The organism is Pelosinus sp. UFO1 (assembly GCF_000725345.1).
Classification (GTDB): Bacteria; Bacillota; Negativicutes; order DSM-13327; family DSM-13327; genus Pelosinus.
On the sequence record NZ_CP008852.1, the window covers coordinates 2,345,018 to 2,361,645 of the forward strand.

Annotated in this window: 17 protein-coding genes and 1 riboswitch; all 17 genes read right to left on the reverse strand. The window is 36.1% G+C overall.

Annotated features, from left to right (window positions below; genetic code table 11):
* Positions 1 to 188: 188 nt before the first annotated feature.
* The 17 genes from UFO1_RS10950 to rpsO all read right to left on the reverse strand — a co-directional run bounded on the left by UFO1_RS10950 (position 189) and on the right by rpsO (position 16,626).
* Entirely contained in the window at positions 189 to 410 is a 222-nt protein-coding gene (locus tag UFO1_RS10950) for a YlzJ-like family protein (RefSeq protein WP_038670742.1), read from the reverse strand.
* The gene (locus UFO1_RS10955) at positions 407 to 1,180 is read right to left on the reverse strand and encodes a ClpP family protease (RefSeq protein WP_038670744.1); all 774 of its coding nucleotides are present in this window, start codon (positions 1,178 to 1,180) and stop codon (positions 407 to 409) included. The genes UFO1_RS10950 and UFO1_RS10955 overlap by 4 nt, the downstream gene beginning before the upstream one ends.
* A gap of 125 nt (positions 1,181 to 1,305) precedes the next feature.
* Positions 1,306 to 2,970, reverse strand: coding sequence for a ribonuclease J (locus tag UFO1_RS10960; RefSeq protein ID WP_038670747.1), 1,665 nt, complete (start codon positions 2,968 to 2,970; stop codon positions 1,306 to 1,308).
* Positions 2,971 to 3,191: 221 nt separating this feature from the next.
* The gene (gene dapA, locus UFO1_RS10965; RefSeq protein WP_038670749.1) at positions 3,192 to 4,073 is read right to left on the reverse strand and encodes a 4-hydroxy-tetrahydrodipicolinate synthase; all 882 of its coding nucleotides are present in this window, start codon (positions 4,071 to 4,073) and stop codon (positions 3,192 to 3,194) included.
* An 18-nt stretch (positions 4,074 to 4,091) separates the two neighbouring features.
* The gene (gene dapG / locus UFO1_RS10970) at positions 4,092 to 5,312 is read right to left on the reverse strand and encodes an aspartate kinase (protein ID WP_038670751.1); all 1,221 of its coding nucleotides are present in this window, start codon (positions 5,310 to 5,312) and stop codon (positions 4,092 to 4,094) included.
* 9 nt (positions 5,313 to 5,321) lie between these two features.
* Positions 5,322 to 6,353 (reverse strand): aspartate-semialdehyde dehydrogenase, encoded by a 1,032-nt coding sequence (locus tag UFO1_RS10975; protein WP_038670753.1) that lies wholly within the window; start codon positions 6,351 to 6,353, stop codon positions 5,322 to 5,324.
* Between the two features lie 155 nt (positions 6,354 to 6,508).
* Positions 6,509 to 7,303, reverse strand: a complete 795-nt coding sequence (gene dapB / locus UFO1_RS10980) for a 4-hydroxy-tetrahydrodipicolinate reductase (RefSeq protein WP_038670755.1) — start codon at positions 7,301 to 7,303, stop codon at positions 6,509 to 6,511.
* Between the two features lie 157 nt (positions 7,304 to 7,460).
* A riboswitch (Lysine riboswitch) is annotated at positions 7,461 to 7,638 on the reverse strand.
* Between the two features lie 114 nt (positions 7,639 to 7,752).
* A complete protein-coding gene (locus UFO1_RS10985; RefSeq protein WP_038670757.1) occupies positions 7,753 to 8,421 on the reverse strand; it encodes a general stress protein in 669 nt (222 codons plus the stop codon).
* 64 nt (positions 8,422 to 8,485) lie between these two features.
* On the reverse strand, positions 8,486 to 8,776 hold the full coding sequence (locus UFO1_RS10990; protein ID WP_038670759.1) for a YlmC/YmxH family sporulation protein: 291 nt from the start codon (positions 8,774 to 8,776) through the stop codon (positions 8,486 to 8,488).
* 5 nt (positions 8,777 to 8,781) lie between these two features.
* The gene (locus tag UFO1_RS10995; protein WP_038670761.1) at positions 8,782 to 9,105 is read right to left on the reverse strand and encodes a hypothetical protein; all 324 of its coding nucleotides are present in this window, start codon (positions 9,103 to 9,105) and stop codon (positions 8,782 to 8,784) included.
* 112 nt (positions 9,106 to 9,217) lie between these two features.
* A complete protein-coding gene (locus UFO1_RS11000) occupies positions 9,218 to 9,670 on the reverse strand; it encodes a deoxyuridine 5'-triphosphate nucleotidohydrolase (protein ID WP_038670763.1) in 453 nt (150 codons plus the stop codon).
* Positions 9,651 to 10,904, reverse strand: a complete 1,254-nt coding sequence (locus UFO1_RS11005) for a pitrilysin family protein (RefSeq protein WP_038670765.1) — start codon at positions 10,902 to 10,904, stop codon at positions 9,651 to 9,653. The genes UFO1_RS11000 and UFO1_RS11005 overlap by 20 nt, the downstream gene beginning before the upstream one ends.
* Before the next feature lie 175 nt (positions 10,905 to 11,079).
* The gene (locus UFO1_RS11010; RefSeq protein ID WP_038670768.1) at positions 11,080 to 11,928 is read right to left on the reverse strand and encodes an N-acetylmuramoyl-L-alanine amidase; all 849 of its coding nucleotides are present in this window, start codon (positions 11,926 to 11,928) and stop codon (positions 11,080 to 11,082) included.
* Positions 11,929 to 11,952: 24 nt separating this feature from the next.
* Positions 11,953 to 13,182, reverse strand: coding sequence for a glycosyl hydrolase family 18 protein (locus tag UFO1_RS11015; RefSeq protein WP_038670769.1), 1,230 nt, complete (start codon positions 13,180 to 13,182; stop codon positions 11,953 to 11,955).
* 114 nt (positions 13,183 to 13,296) lie between these two features.
* On the reverse strand, positions 13,297 to 14,013 hold the full coding sequence (locus UFO1_RS11020; protein ID WP_038670771.1) for a polysaccharide deacetylase family protein: 717 nt from the start codon (positions 14,011 to 14,013) through the stop codon (positions 13,297 to 13,299).
* A 93-nt stretch (positions 14,014 to 14,106) separates the two neighbouring features.
* Positions 14,107 to 16,206 carry a polyribonucleotide nucleotidyltransferase gene (locus UFO1_RS11025; RefSeq protein ID WP_038670773.1) on the reverse strand — a complete coding sequence of 700 codons (2,100 nt, stop codon included), beginning with the start codon at positions 16,204 to 16,206 and terminating at the stop codon, positions 14,107 to 14,109.
* A 153-nt stretch (positions 16,207 to 16,359) separates the two neighbouring features.
* On the reverse strand, positions 16,360 to 16,626 hold the full coding sequence (gene rpsO, locus UFO1_RS11030) for a 30S ribosomal protein S15 (RefSeq protein ID WP_084159813.1): 267 nt from the start codon (positions 16,624 to 16,626) through the stop codon (positions 16,360 to 16,362).
* Between the last annotated feature and the right edge of the window lie 2 nt (positions 16,627 to 16,628).

Genomic DNA, 16,628 nt, shown 5'->3' on the forward strand with positions numbered 1-16,628 from the left:
AAAAAACATCAATTTTACATTAAAAGATATTAACCGCAATATTTTTCAACATTCTTCGTTGGAAATAGTCGAAAGTGATGAAAGAATACTCTATATTACATCGAAAAGAGAAAAGACTAAAAAAAGACCGTCAAGTTGTAGGAGATATTTTGACGGTCTTTGTATATAGTTAAGTAATGAATAGGGCGTTATTCTAAAACTAGCCTATATGTTAATATACTTCCTGGCTGGATTTCCGGGCGTAAGTAATCTTGGGGATTAGTTGTTAATAATCGACTAACTTTGCATTGAGTTGGGCTAATTTTTTCAACTAACATTTTCATATTATTGCATTCAATTTCTTCATAGACTGTTGGAGTACTTACATTATCTAAAACAATCTCTTCTGGTATTATACTCCATAAGGTCATTGTTTCAACCCCTTAGATTCTTTTTGTATTCTAATTAACTCATTTAACTTTGCCTGTGCCTGCGATAAGCCGCCTATTTCGTTAATTATTCCATAGGAGATAGCATCCTTACCGATAACGGAAGTACCGATGTCTCGAGATAACTCTCCAGTCCTAAAGAGTAAATCTTTCCATTTCCTTTCGGAAATGCTAGAATGATCTACTACGAATTTATTGACTCTGTCTTGCATTTTTTCCAAGTAGTCAAAAGAGCTAGGTGCACCAATGACTAAACCTGTAAGCCGTATTGGGTGAATTGTCATTGTTGCACTTTCGACGATAAAAGAATATGTTGCTGATACGGCTATGGGAACTCCAATACTATGCCCTCCGCCAAGCACTATAGAAACGGATGGCTTAGACATACTAGAAATCATTTCTGCGATAGCCAAGCCTGCCTCCACATCACCACCAACTGTATTTAACAGCAACAATAGGCCTTCAATTTCAGGATTTTGTTCAATTGCTACTAATTGTGGCATTATATGTTCGTACTTGGTTGTTTTATTTTGGGGCGGTAAAATCATATGACCTTCAACTTGACCAATAATTGTCATTACATGTATATTGGTTTTAGCCGTAGGAATTGTCGTAGCACCTAACTCTTGGATGTTATCTACGGTATCAACCTTTCTAGCTGTTATATTTTTTTTGGGATATTCTTGCGGTATTCTAGGTTGTTCTGGGTTGGTTCCAGGCGGCTCTATAACCGGATTATCATTCTCTAGCATCATACTACCTCCAGTATCTTAGTTTAAATCCTTTATGTAGTATTAGCCAAGTATAGAGTTTCATACTGTGAGATAGAAAAAAACTTGGCTTATGCCAAGTTTTTTTCTATCTCACAGATCAACTATTATACTTCCATAATAATTGGTAAAATCATAGGGCGACGACGTGTCTTTTCATATAAGTATTTTCCTAAAGTATCGCGCACGCTTGATTTAATTGTGGCCCATTCAGTAATATTATTGGTTTCGCATTTATCTAAAGTTTGCCTTACTTTATTTTTTGCTTCATCCATTAATTGCTCTGATTCTCTAACATATACAAAACCACGAGATACAATATCTGGTCCAGCTACAACACATCCATTTTGCTTGTCCATGGTAATAACTACAATTAAGATACCTTCTTGCGAAAGTTGGCGGCGATCCCGAAGTACAATATTACCAACATCACCGACTCCTAAACCATCAATTAAGACAATACCAGAGGCAACTTTTCCTGTAATACTGCCCTTATCAGGTGTAAATTCTAAGACCTGTCCATTTTCGGCAATAAAAATATGATCTTTTGGCATGCCGAGTTCCTGCGCTAATTTGGAATGTTTAACCAAATGGCGATACTCGCCATGTACTGGGATAAAAAACTTAGGACGAACCAAATTGTGCATCATTTTGAGTTCTTCTTGGCTGGCGTGTCCTGAAACATGGATACCTGATGTTTTTTCGTAAAGTACTTCTGCACCTTGGCGTAATAAATAATCAATAGTACGCGATACTAGCTTTTCATTTCCCGGGATAGGTGTCGCAGAAATAATAATTGTGTCACTAGGAGTAATATCTACTTTACGATGATCAGACATAGCCATTCTAGTTAATGCGGACATAGGTTCACCTTGGCTGCCCGTAGTTATAATGACAACACCAGAAGGCGGATAGTTATTAATTTCATCAATATCAATTAAAACGCCCTCAGGGACTGTAAGATAACCTAAATCAGAAGAGATATTGACTACATTAATCATACTACGTCCGAGAACTGCAACTTTACGTTTGTATTTACAGGCGGTATCGATTGCTTGTTGCACACGGTGCACATTGGAAGAGAAGCTTGCTACAATGATTCGTCCCCTAGCATTATGAAACATTTCATCAAATGTTACACCTACCGATTTTTCACTCATTGTATAGCCTGGATGCTCTGCATTTGTACTATCAGCGAGCATTACTAACACACCTTGATCACCCAACTCTGCAAGTTTATGGAAATCTGTTACTTTCCCATCTACAGGTGTTTGATCGAATTTAAAGTCGCCAGTATGTACGATAGTACCAATTGGTGTTTTAAGAGAAAGGGCTACCGCATCGGCAATACTATGACTAACCCTAATAAAACCGACTTTAAAAGGGCCTACTTCAATTTGATCACCAGCTTTAACAGGTAGCAAATTAGTCGTTGGTACATTATTCTCTTTTAATCTTCCTTCTAAAATTCCTAAGGTCAATTTTGTACCGTACACTGGAACATTGAGTTGTTTAAGTACATAAGGTAACGCACCAATATGATCCTCATGGCCATGTGTAAGTAAAATTGCCCGCACCAGATCACGATTTTCCAATAAATAAGATATGTCAGGAATTACTAAGTCAATACCGAGCATATCATCTTCAGGAAACATAAGGCCAGAATCAATAACGATAATGTCATCTCCATAGCGGACAACTGTCATATTCTTACCAATTTCCCCTAAACCACCTAGGGGAATAATTTGAAGTTTTTGTTGTGTTTTTACCAAAAAGAATCGCACCTCCAGATATTTTCGTAAAGCAAGAAAAACAAACCATTATTTATAAATATCGCCCCTCGATAAATTGAGCTAAAATCCGGTCGTTCATCACTTATTGTAATTATAGCTTATTTTTAAGTGCATTTGCAACATAGGAAGCTGTAATTGCACTATTATATGTAGCATTGATAAAAAACCTCACCCTTTAAACTAGGATGAGGTTTTTAGACTCATATCAAATTCATTTTAATTAGACAATTTTTTATCTGATCCAGTTCAGTTGGGGTAGGTGGAATTAGAGGTAATCTGAAACAACCAGCCTTTTGTCCAATTAAATTTACTGCTGTTTTAACCGGTATTGGATTTGTCGTAATAAACATCATTCGAAAGAAGGGTAAGAGTTCTGATTGTATAGCTTGTGCTTTAGTTAGGTCGTTATTTTTAAATGCTGAAATCATATCTTGCATACGATTACCTACGATATGAGCAGCTACACTAATAATACCTACCCCACCAACCGCCAATATCGGTAAGGTAAGGCTATCATCACCACTATAAACCATAAAATCATTAGGCGTAGTTCGAACGATTTCAGCCACTTGTTCAAGATTTCCGCTTGCTTCTTTTACAGCAACAATATTTTTAAGTTCCGATAATCTAGCAATTGTTCCAGGCAATATATTAGAGCTAGTACGACCAGGAACATTATAAATAATCAATGGTAAATTGGTAGTATCAGCAATTGCTTTAAAATGTTGATAAAAGCCCTCTTGTGGAGGTTTATTGTAGTATGGGCCTACTAGCATGGCACCGTGTACACCAAGTTTTTCTGCAGCCTGTGTTAGTTTTATTGAAGCCATGGTATCATTAGATCCAGTACCCGCAATAACTGTAGCTTTATCGCCAACTGCTTCAAGTACAGTAGCAAATAACTTTAGCTTTTCTTCATTACTTAGGGTTGCTGATTCACCAGTGCTACCTGCTACTACTAAACCATCTGAACCATTAGCAATTAAATATTTTGCAAGATTTGCTGCTGCATCATAATTAACACTGAAATCATCATGAAATGGGGTTACCATAGCTGTTAAAATCCGCCCAAAAGTATTCATCTGTTTTTCTTCTCCTTATTAACATGATAAATTAAACTTCTCATGTAAGGCTGTAACGGCCAAGTGTACAAAAGATTTTTTTATTAAAACTGAAATTGATGTATGTGAATCAACGGTCTGTAATATTGGAATATTATTAATAGATAATGCTTCTATAAAACTGGCCATAACACCTGGAACACCATTTATTCCGCCACCGACGACGGAAACTTTAGCACAGTCAAGGGTTGTTTGCACATCACAACCAAATTCGCGAAGTTGAGCAGCGGCCTTATCAGCAAGTTCTTCTGCTACCGTAAACATAATTTGACCAGGATGAACGTTAATCAAATCAACACTGATCCCATTGTTTGCCATAGATTTAAATATATTAAAACTTGCAATGTTATTCAAAGAATCATGTAAATTAACCTTAATTTGAGCGATATTAGCAAGATAAGTGACACCCGTAGCAACACGGTCATTGACATTTGACTCAGTGGTATCTTCTGGCACTATATTAGTTATCAGTGTACCAGGTTCATCTGAAAAGGTTGATTTTACAAGTAAGGGAATATTTTTTTGCATTGCAATTTCTACAGCCCTCGGATGAATGACTTTAGCTCCTTGATGTGCTAGCTGGCAAACCTCTCCATAGGAAATGCAGTCGAGTATTTTTGCAGTGCTGACAATTCGAGGATCTGCTGTCATGATACCATCTACATCAGTATAAATTTCTATCATTTCTGCATCGAGAGCTGATCCTAAAGCAGCTGCTGTAGTGTCACTCCCCCCTCTGCCCAAAGTAGTAAATTCATAATCAATTGTTGCACCTTGGAAGCCACATACAACAGGAATTTTACCCATTCGTAATAAACTTAGTATTCGGGATGGATCTACTTTTAAAATTCTAGCATTGGTAAAATTATTATCGGTTATAATGCCGGCTTGCCCACCTGTAAGCATAATCGCATCAAGTCCTGCAGCTTGTAATGTTCCAGTCATAATAACAGCAGAAATCATCTCGCCACAATATAAAATTTGATCGAGTTCACGGCTTGCAATATCTTTATATGCAGTGCGTGCCAGGTCAATCAGTGTATCAGTAGCGTAACTCTCTCCTTTTCTTCCCATAGCCGAAACGACTACTACAGGATTAAAACCTTTATCGTGGGCAGTTTTAATTTTTGCAACTACTAACTCTCTACACTCAGGAGTTGCAACAGAGGTACCGCCAAATTTTTGAACTATTATCCCCATTATTTCACCTCAAAGTAAGTTATGTTCAATCATATACTCGGCGATCTGTAACGCATTTAAAGCAGCACCTTTACGTATTTGATCACCAACAACCCAAAGATTTAGACCATGTGGAACGGAATTATCTTTTCTAATTCGACCTACAAAAACTTCATTTTGATTGGAAGTAAATAAAGGCATTGGGTATACCATGTCTGCCGGATTATCTTGCAAAATAACTCCTGGGAAATTTGCTAAGAGTTCTTTAGCCTGATCGACTGAGATTGTTTCTTCAAACTCAACGTTAATTGACTCTGAATGGCTACGATAAATAGGCACCCTTACAGTAGTTGCTGTAATACCTATCTTATAATCATTAAATATTTTATGCGTTTCATGAACCATCTTCATTTCTTCTTTTGTATAATTATCTTCTACAAATACATCAATATGTGGAATGATATTAAAAGCAATTTGATAATGCTTAGGTAAGCTAGCACTAGGAAGAATATTAGCTTCTACAGGGCGATTTTCAACAACAGCTTGCACTTGATTTGACAACTCATCAATTGCTTCTTTACCTGCTCCAGATACTGCTTGATAAGTGGAAACGACAATTCTTTTAATTTTTGCTTGATCATAAAGGGGTTTTAGGGCCATGGCCATAATAATGGTAGAACAATTAGGATTTGCAATAATCCCTTTATGCTGTTGTATAGCTTCTGGATTAACTTCTGGCACAACCAATGGCACAGTAGGATCCATCCGAAAAGCACTAGAATTATCAATCACTACTGCTCCACATTTTACTGCGGCAGGGGCAAATTTTGTACTAGCAGAACCACCGGCAAATAAGGCAATATCAATATTTTTAAAAGAGTCATCAGTAGCTTCTTCTACGATATAATCTTTTCCCATGAAAGGAATGATTTTTCCAGCGGAACGTTTTGATGCAAGTAATTTTAGATTATCAAAAGGAAAATTACGTTCTTCAATTAAATCTAGGAACTCTTGCCCTACTGCTCCAGTAGCTCCAAGTATTGCTACATTATATTTCTTCATACATATCGCTCCCCATTATTTTTTCTCGTAATATTATATATTCTTATTATATTCATTTTATTTACTATAGTTATTGCTTATGATGCCTGATTTAATGCAAAAGATGCTATGCTGTAAGTTTATGATTATACTATTTATTAAGCTTGCCAATAAACTTATTTTAAAATCTCTTCAAGTCCCAAAACCAAACCATTTGCTGTTAGTACATATTTACAAGCCAATACAACTCCTGGCATAAATGACTCACGGGATATGGAGTCATGACGAATCGTTAGTGTTTGACCAAGTCCACCAAAAATAACTTCTTGATGCGCTACATATCCAGGTAAACGCACACTATGCATTCTAATACCAGAAAAGTCTCCTCCTCTTGCACCAGGTAGCTTCTCGACTTCGTCTGGGTGTCCTTGTTGTAAATAACCACGTTTTTTCGCAATTAATTCTGCTGTTTGCAAAGCAGTTCCAGAGGGTGCATCGAGCTTTTGATCGTGATGCAATTCAATGATTTCCACATGTGGAAAAAATTTAGCGGCATCTTGTGCCAATTTCATCATTAGAATAGCACCAATGGCAAAATTAGGGGCAATTAATGCATTCACTTTGGTTTTTTCACATAATTGACTAATTTCTTCCAGGTTTTCTTCGGATAATCCAGTAGTTCCGACAACAGGGCAAACACCATTAGCAATTGCCATACGAATATTATTTAATACTACTTCTGGTCTTGTAAAGTCAACCATTACTTGTGGCTGTGTTTCATTAATTACAGTTTGCAGATTATTACCAACAATAATACCTGTTTTTTCTACGCCGATTAAATCACCAATATCAATAAAATCCGATTTTGTATCTACAGCTCCTACGATACTTAATTGCGTATCGTTATGTATGGCTTTTAGTACCTCACGCCCCATTTTACCGTAAGCTCCACACACTATTACTCTAATCATATTGCGCACCTCCTAATAGTAGCAATGTATTCATTGATTGTTATGAATGTTAATGTTGAGGTAAAAATAATAGCCGATGAGTATAATCTCATCGGCTGTCAATCGTACATTCAACAGTTATAAGGATAATGGGAAAACAAGCGTTTCCCCACGCCTTAGATAAGATAGCACTCCACTAAAAGGTTACTTTTAGTGACAGTCTTACACCTATTTGATGAAAGACCAGCACTGAAGACTTGGCATCTTCCGCACTTCGGCAAGCAACCCTTTTCTTTCAGATCATAGAGACCAATCTCCTTGAAAGTACTTTTGTTGTCTGCACCTCTATTCCATCCTGCGTAGGATGAAGTGTATTTAATTACATACATTGTATAATAGTGATTATAGTAGTGTCAATGCTTTTAAATAAAAAAGTAAAGTTTTAACAATCATTATATTGTAAGTCATATTTATTTACTGTGATTTTCTACATCTTTAGCGCCATTTTGTCGCAGTATTTGGGCTGCTGAGGTTACCTTAGTTGTATCTGTGCGAATAATAGCAAGAATGCTACCCTGAGCAACCTCTTGTTCATATCGTTGACTCGCTTCAGCAGGAATTCCCCAGTCAATTAGCCCACCAGCGATGCCGCCTGCAATTGCTCCGCCTACTGCAGCCGTAATAGGGCCAACAGCAAGAATAGGCCCGATACCGGGAAGCAGTAAAGCTCCAGCACCCATGAGTAAGCCACCAATTCCACCTAACGTACCACCAGTCAATGTTCCATCAACAATGTCATCATCATAAGTTTCATCTTGTGTTGTATTAGCATTTTGTTGTTTTTTTGATACAATGTTAATTTCTTCTGATGTAAAGCCTTGTTGGCGTAAAGTATTCACTGCATTTTCAGCTCTACCCCTTGATTCAAATACTCCGATAATGGTTTGGTTTTGCTTTTTGTTCTGTTGATGGTTTTGTTTTTGGTTTGAATTTTGTGTATTTGTCATATTGGTTGTATTCATGTTTCCTACTGGCGCCTGTTGCATTGTATTAGCAGTAGTGTTTGTTGCAGCATAACTATTTACCACTGTGTCTGAACTTGCTTGGTTTGGTAATTGATTGCAATTCTGTTTTTCCATGTGTAAACCTCCTAACATTAAATGCATTCCATGCAATTTAATGTTAGTTTATCCAGAGTACTTATTAATATGTATTTTCTTGACGCTCCCGATTTAAATTGCTATATCGATCATAAGCATTATTTATATCTACAATAATTACTTCATCTCCAATACGCTTTATTGCCTGCCATGGAATTGTCGCAGTTTTACTATCGCTGAAAAAGTTAAATAGTCCATTTCGTTTTGGTAGCAAGATAGTATGTATTCTGCCTGATTTATAATCAAAATTTAATTCACATTCATCAATTATCCCTAGACGGGCTCCATCACCTAAATTGATAACTTCTTTACCTGATAACTCACTCAAGCGCATTTTCTTCACCCCTTACTATTCTTATAAAATAATTTCACAAAGAACGGTTGAACAATGGATAAAGCAATCGATAGAAAAGCTATTGGATCTATGTAGAAACCAAAAATCAATACTTTCTCTGGTACATCTAACTTTAGAAAAGATATAAGCATAACTAATGATAAATAGATACCACCAGAAACTGCGATTAATTCCTGCAGAGCCAATGATATTGGCGAAATTTTAATTTCATTACTAGCATTTATTTGGCGGTAATACTTCATGCGTTCTAATACTGAAACTAGTAAGCCCCCAGTAAACAAAACAAGGAAAATTAACCAGGAATACATGATAGACCCTCCATATACCTTCTATCTTAAGAATATGATGAAAAAAACAATATTATGTTAAAAATAGCTTAGTGAAAGTTATGTATACTTCCACTAAGCTACTATAAAATCACTAATTACCTGTACTGCCTAGGCCGCCTTTTCTGATTGAGAATATATCATGGTCATCTATGTCGGTTAATAAATATTTATAGAAAATTCCTTGTGCAATTCGAGCACCTTTATTAATCACTATTTCTTGTAAATTGTGATTATAAATAGCAATAAAAATGTGTCCTTCATTTTCACTATTGTTGTAGTAGTCAGCATCAATAATCCCTTGGCTATTTATTAAACTTAATTTGTTTTTTATTGATAGACCAGAACGAATGTGTATGCCAAGGTATTCATCGGGCTGCATATAAGCTTTAATACCTGTAGGTACTAGACTAAGGGAGTTTGGATGTACTATTATATCTTCGGCGGCGGCTATATCATAGCCTGCGCTATATTGTGTTTTTCGAGTAGGAATAATAATATCTTTATCTTTATAAGTAGAAATCAATTCAAAACCTCTTAACCTCATCATATATCTCCTCACTTATCGGTCCTAATGCTGTAAAACATAGAGTATTTGGATTAAACATTTGTTGTGTTATAGAGTGCACTTTCTCTAAAGAAACTTTATCAATGTTAGTAACTACCTCATCCAGAGTAATATACTTTCCTAATGTAAGTTCCATCTTCCCAAGCCGCGACATACGGCTACTTGAGCTTTCAAGTGCTAATAATAAATTACCTTTTAATTGTTCTTTCGTTTTGGTAAGCTCTCTAGCTGTAATGCCTTTATTCTTTAATTCAAAAATAGTTTGTCTCACTAATTCTACTACCTGGCATGCATTACTAGGACGTGTTCCAGCATAAATGGTAAATAGACCAGCATCGCTATAATTCGTCTGGTAAGAATAGATGGAGTAAGCAAGTCCCTTTTCTTCTCGAATCGTCTGAAATAATCGTGAACTGATACCTCCACCCAAAATATTATTTATTATGTGAAAGGTATAGATATCTGGTGATAACTGGGATACACTGCTAGTTCCTAAACAAAGATGTACTTGCTCGATCGCTTTGGATTGTATTGTCTGATTGGGTTTTAATTCTGGGACAGTTGGGTTACCTTGTTTTTTATTGCCTGCCATTTTTCCAAAGTAGTAGTTTGTTAACTCTACTAGCCTTTCGTGGGTCAAATTACCGGCGGCGGCAATAACAATATTATCAGGGGTATAGAAATTTTGGTAATATTCAAGAAGAAGTGGCTTGTTAAAATTTTCAATAGAAGGTACAGTGCCGATAATATTACGCCCAAGGGCATGCCCTGCCCAGATATTATTATGGTGAAGATCATGTACTAACTCATCGGGAGTATCTTCATACATATGGACTTCTTCTAAAACTACTTCTCTTTCACGGTTAATATCTTCCTGCTCAAATTTAGATGATAAAAGCATATCGCTAAGAACATCCAGTGCAAGTTCTAGATGAGTATCGAGAACTTTTATATAATAGCAAGTATGTTCTTTATCGGTGAAAGCATTGATTTGTCCTCCAACTTCGTCCACCATTTCAGCAATGTCCTTTGCGGAACGGTTTTCAGTACCTTTGAAGATCATGTGCTCAATAAAATGAGAAATGCCATGATTATGTTGTTGCTCAGATCGAGAGCCAGTTCCTATCCATATTCCTAAAGTAACTGATTTTACATAAGGAATGGCTTCAGAGACAACACGAATATTATTTGGCAATGTTGATTTACGATACATATACTACTCCTTTTGTTCTATATCTAATCATATAAACTAATTTCTATTGGTATCTGATAAATCCTTCTTGTTTACTAGGTAAGAACGGGAATAAAGATTTTATCGTATTATTTATAAAAAAAACAGAGATATAATATCTCTGTTTTTTACATAGTAAGCATTTGCTACAAATTTATTAATTCTTAAAAAATGCTACTGTACCATTAAAGATACCTTGTGCAATTTTACTACGATAGGAATCACTATTCAGTTGAGCCGCCTCTTCTTGATTTGAAACAAAACCCATTTCAACTAATGTACTTGGCATAGAAGTGTTGCGTAGCACATGGAAAGTAGCTGAGGAGGTTCCTTTATCAATTGCACCAGTTTCTTTGACAAGAGCTTTTTCTATTTCTGATGCTAGTGTAGAAGATTTTCCTGCAGGATAGAAAGCCATAGCTCCTTTAATATTACTATCGGGATTTTCATTAGAATGTATACTAATGAAAATATCAGCATGGTTATCTTCAGCCATCGTAACTCTAGCTGCCAACTCTTCCCCTAAAGAACTTCCTTCAGGGGCAACGGTTCGATCTTTATCTCGAGTCATAATTACTTTAGCACCAGCTTGTACTAATTTATCACGTAATTTTAATGCTACTGCCAGATTATTATCAGACTCTCGCGTGTTATTGGCTACTGCTCCAGGATTACTACCACCATGTCCAGGATCTACGACAATGATTTTATTTTTTAATGTTGTGTCGTTACTTGAACCCGACGGCACTGTTGTCGGCGATTTAGTATTATTACCATCAAAAATGTTAAATACGGGGCCAAGAATCTTTTTGAAGATTAAGTTAAACAATTGCCCAAATATGCCCCCACCACCAGTATTTGAACTATTTGAATCCGCTATCGTAGTTGCGGCTAGTGTATTTAGTATATTATCAGTTGATGCCGCATGGGTGATTGGAATAGGAATTATTATATTAAATACAAGTAAAGATAGTATAATATAGGATAAAAATTTGTTTTTATTCACTGGATACCTCCACAACAATATAAATTACTTTCTTGAAAATACAGTTTTTAAAGTTTTCCAAGAGTTAGGATCCTCTTCACCAAGCTTCCACATTGCAGCACCTGCAATATCATATTGGTTCACTAAATCAAGCTTGTATTTAAGGCTCTCACTGTTTTCATACCATACCTGATGACTAATTCCATCAGCACCGGTATAGTTAAAATAAGGAGATTTAGAAGTTTTATCAAATACAATAGAACTATTAAATTGTTGTACTAAATTCATGATGGCCCCATACTCTAAACTTTCTACTCCTTTGCTAGACCAGTCATAGCCATAGGCTGCAATACCAATATAGACCTTATTTTTAGGTATAAATTTTAATGCATATTTAAGGTTGTTTTCTACCCAATTTATATCAGCAATTGGGCCAGCTTTACTCCAAGTACCATGATTATCGTAAGTCATAATCATAATTTTATCGGCATATTTAGCCAATTGCGCATAGTCATATGCAATGGATACATCATTTGACTCGTCCTGTTTCGGAAATACATCAATAGAAATAATATAACCTTGTGGTTTAAGACGTAATGAAAGCTCTTTCATGAAGGATGACAAATTATCTCTATCTTGTGCATCAACCATTTCAAAATCTACATTAATACCATCGAGCTTGTACTTTTTTATATATGCTTCAAGATGATTGATTGCATCTGTACGCAAGGATGGTGAACTCAGTATTTTGTGAATTGGTGATACATCATTCGTTTGTTTTGCATTATTGACCATCAATAAAACAGATATATTGTTTTGATGAGCAAATTTAACTACTGATTCATGATCGTTACCACCTCGATCGGTTACCGTAGCATCTTCCTCTAGGGTAGTCCAAAAAGGAGCAATTGTTTTAATTACATCCGTATTTTTTGATAATGAGTTAAAAGAAGAGGTATCTGTTCCCCACCATTCAGCATAAAAGCCAATAAGCTCCTTTTGAGAATTAGTTATTTTGGAAGGAGAGTCAATCTTACTTGGCTCCTGAGGAATAGTAACGTTACCAAGAACTTTTCCTATAAGAAGGCCAAGTAGTATATTAATGAAACTAGTTCCAGAAGATGCTTCGCTAGAGTTATTAATTTGATTACCAATTGTTGATTTTAAGCTATCAGTAAGGTTTGAGGCAGATGCAAGGGTTGGTGCAGGCAGCACAAAAGATAAGGCTATCAGCATAATAAGAAACCATGCTGTTGGCCTCTTGTAATTTTTCATATATCAACCTCCAAAAGCATTACAATAACAAAGCGAAAATAGTTATGTAAACATAATAACACATATAAAGAGTCCTATCAATAACAAAAACAGGCATTTATCTGCCTGTTTTTGTTATTTGATGATATCAGAAACTGTGGATATCTGATAGCCCTTGCTTTTAATTTGTTGAATTAGTTCTGGTAATGCTTTAGCGGTTACTTCGGTAGGATGAATCAGAATGATCGCTCCATTGTGTAATTTCTTCATTACTCTACTAATGATAATTTCAGTTGGAGGGCGTTGCCAGTCGATTGTATCAATGCTCCACATAATAGTTGTGTAACCAAGCTCATTTGCAGCATATAAGACTGTATCATTATATTCACCATATGGTGGCGCGTATAATGTTGTCTTTATTGTAGTGAGTTCCTTAACTATATCTTCCGTACGAACAATTTGTTCTTTATTTTTTTCTTTACTGAGAACATTTGGATGAGGGTGACTGTAGGTGTGATTACCTAATTCGTGCCCATGGTTAGCTAATTCAGTAACTAAAGAGGGAAAACGTTTACCCCAACTTCCTCCAATGAAAAACGTTATTTTTATATTATTTTCATCAAGAGTATTTAACATGGTAGGTAAAAATTCTTCACCCCAAAAAACATTGCAAGCAAAAGCAACTTTCGGTTCTGCTGCATTGCCATGAAAAATAGGAACTGGTTTTGCAACAGATTGTGCATTATTAAAAATAGGTTGTAACAGACCTGATAAGATAATGATTGCAAAGAATACACCAGCAGAAAATAATATATACCACCGTTGAACTCGGACGACTAAGAACCATTTCAAAGGAATCACCTCTAATTTTTTACTATTCTATTAATTAGAGGATGATTTTATGAAATAAAAAACATAAACCTTATGGTTTATGTTTATCTTTTATTAGATTTGTTCTTTTTTCTCAGTTTCAACAGGTAAGAGTTCTTTGCGTGAAAGGTTAATACGACCTTGACGATCAACTTCAGTTACTTTTACTAAAATTTCATCTCCAACTTTTACAACATCCTCCACTTTCTCTACGCGTTCACGAGCTAATTGGGAAATGTGTACAAGCCCTTCCTTACCAGGAAGTATTTCAACAAAAGCACCAAAGTTCATCAAACGAGTGACTTTACCAGTATAGCTACTACCAACCTCTACTTCTCTGACTAAAGTCTCAATAATTTTTACTGCCTTCTGGCCTGCTTCCATATCAACTGCAGCAATAAAAACTTTACCATCATCTTCGATATCAATTTTAACGCCTGTCTCTTCAATAATCTTTTTAATTGTTTTACCACCAGGCCCAATTACATCCCGTATCTTATCTGGATGAATTTCCATAGTGATAATTCGAGGAGCAAAAGGAGATAACTCAGCTCTCGGTTTTTCTATTACCTCTATGATTTTATTCATTATATGCATACGGCCACGATGCGCTTGAGCAAGAGCATTTGATAAAATTTCTTTGGTTATACCAGCAATTTTAATATCCATTTGAATTGCTGTAATACCAGCTGTTGTTCCAGCAACTTTAAAGTCCATATCACCTAAAGCATCTTCTAATCCTTGAATATCAGTAAGTATCGAGTAGTCCTCTCCATCCATAATTAGACCCATAGCAACTCCAGAAACTGGGCGTTTGATAGGTACACCAGCATCTAGAAGGGATAAGGTGCTACCACAAACGCTCGCCATTGAACTAGAACCATTTGATTCTAAAATTTCAGAGACTAAGCGAATTGTGTAGGGAAATTCAACTTCTGAAGGAATTACTGGTACTAATGCGCGTTCAGCTAGAGCACCATGGCCAATTTCTCTACGCCCTGGCCCACGAGATGGTCTTGTTTCGCCAACGCTAAAGGATGGAAAATTATAATGATGCATATAGCGTTTTGATTCTTCAACACCTAGGCCGTCAAGAATCTGTTCGTCACCCATTGCACCAAGAGTTGTAATCGTTAATGCTTGGGTTTGTCCACGAGTAAACAATGCGGAGCCATGTGTTCGTGCAAATAAACCAATCGCACAACTAATTGGTCGAACTTCTTCTAATTCCCGGCCATCAGGGCGTATTTTATCAACTGTAATCATTTTACGAACGACTTCTTTTATGATTTTTTGCATCATGTTTTGAACGTCTTTACCATTTTCAGGATAAATGGCAGCAAAGTATTCGGCAACTTGCTTTTTAGCTTGTTTCATATTTTCTTCACGAGTTAATTTATCAGAATTTCTAACTGCTGTTATGAAACTTTCGGTGGCATAATCGCGAACCGCACTGTTAATATCTGCAGGTATTTCATATAACTTTATCTCGCGTTTTGGTTTGCCTATTTCCGCAACTATCTTTTCTTGTAAGGCAATGAGGCTCCGAATAATATCATGCCCGAAGCTAATTGCTTGCAAAATAATTTCTTCTGATAATTCATTTGCACCAGCTTCTACCATAAGGACAGCATCTTTTGTTCCCGCGACAACTAAGTTAAGTTCACTTAACTTTTGTTGCTCAACTGTAGGATTGGTTATAAATTCATTATTAATTAAACCAATTCGTACACCACCAATTGGGCCATTAAAAGGAATATCGGAAATCGATAGTGCGCAGGATGCGCCAATCATCGCTGGAATTTCGGGTGAATTATCTTGATCCACTGAGAGTACAGTAGCAACTACTTGTACATCATTACGAAAGCCGCTAGCAAACAACGGCCGAATTGGTCTATCAATTAAACGGCTAGCAAGAATAGAGGACTCACTTGGGCGTCCTTCTCTTTTGATAAAGCCTCCTGGAATTTTACCGACTGAATATAATTTTTCCTCATAATCTACTGTGAGTGGGAAAAAATCAATGCCTTCTCTTGGCTCAGCTGAAGCAGTAGCAGTGACCAATACTGCAGTGTCTCCGTATCTGACTAAGACTGATCCACCGGCTTGTTTGGCCATTGTACCTGATTCTATAATCAGGGTTCTATCTCCCAACTGCATTTCAAATTTATACATATATGGCTTTCCTCCTCTATAACCCTTACTTTATTACCAAAGATTAACTCTTCGACATTTTTTTTAGTATTTCCTTTATTATTAGAGTTAATCTATAAAAAAATACTTTTAACATAAAAAGAAAAGACTTGGCTTGTGCCAAGTCTGTCTTTTTTACTTTCTTAGGTTGAGTTTTTCAAGAATAGAACGATAACGTTCTAAATCGTTGTTACGTAGATAGTTTAATAAACCTCTGCGTTGACCAACCATTTTTAAAAGACCGCGTCTTGAATGATGATCTTTTTTGTGCTCTTTTAAATGATTCGTTAAATAATTAATACGTTCAGTTAAAATAGCAATTTGGACTTCTGGTGATCCAGTATCAGCCTCATGCACACGGTACTTTTCAATTAGAGATTGTTTTAATTCTGGTGTTAACAAAA

What these genes read in the sequence shown, in the direction of transcription:
- dapB (WP_038670755.1), bottom strand. Translation starts at nt 7,303, where the DNA reads ATGATTAGAGTAATAGTGTGTGGAGCTTACGGTAAAATGGGGCGTGAG.
- UFO1_RS10950 (WP_038670742.1), bottom strand. Translation starts at nt 410, where the DNA reads ATGACCTTATGGAGTATAATACCAGAAGAGATTGTTTTAGATAATGTA.
- UFO1_RS10985 (WP_038670757.1), bottom strand. Translation starts at nt 8,421, where the DNA reads ATGGAAAAACAGAATTGCAATCAATTACCAAACCAAGCAAGTTCAGAC.
- dapA (WP_038670749.1), bottom strand. Translation starts at nt 4,073, where the DNA reads ATGAATACTTTTGGGCGGATTTTAACAGCTATGGTAACCCCATTTCAT.
- UFO1_RS10955 (WP_038670744.1), bottom strand. Translation starts at nt 1,180, where the DNA reads ATGCTAGAGAATGATAATCCGGTTATAGAGCCGCCTGGAACCAACCCA.
- UFO1_RS11025 (WP_038670773.1), bottom strand. Translation starts at nt 16,206, where the DNA reads ATGTATAAATTTGAAATGCAGTTGGGAGATAGAACCCTGATTATAGAA.
- UFO1_RS10995 (WP_038670761.1), bottom strand. Translation starts at nt 9,105, where the DNA reads ATGTATTCCTGGTTAATTTTCCTTGTTTTGTTTACTGGGGGCTTACTA.
- UFO1_RS10990 (WP_038670759.1), bottom strand. Translation starts at nt 8,776, where the DNA reads ATGCGCTTGAGTGAGTTATCAGGTAAAGAAGTTATCAATTTAGGTGAT.
- UFO1_RS11015 (WP_038670769.1), bottom strand. Translation starts at nt 13,182, where the DNA reads ATGAAAAATTACAAGAGGCCAACAGCATGGTTTCTTATTATGCTGATA.
- UFO1_RS11005 (WP_038670765.1), bottom strand. Translation starts at nt 10,904, where the DNA reads ATGTATCGTAAATCAACATTGCCAAATAATATTCGTGTTGTCTCTGAA.
- UFO1_RS11000 (WP_038670763.1), bottom strand. Translation starts at nt 9,670, where the DNA reads ATGAGGTTAAGAGGTTTTGAATTGATTTCTACTTATAAAGATAAAGAT.
- UFO1_RS10975 (WP_038670753.1), bottom strand. Translation starts at nt 6,353, where the DNA reads ATGAAGAAATATAATGTAGCAATACTTGGAGCTACTGGAGCAGTAGGG.
- dapG (WP_038670751.1), bottom strand. Translation starts at nt 5,312, where the DNA reads ATGGGGATAATAGTTCAAAAATTTGGCGGTACCTCTGTTGCAACTCCT.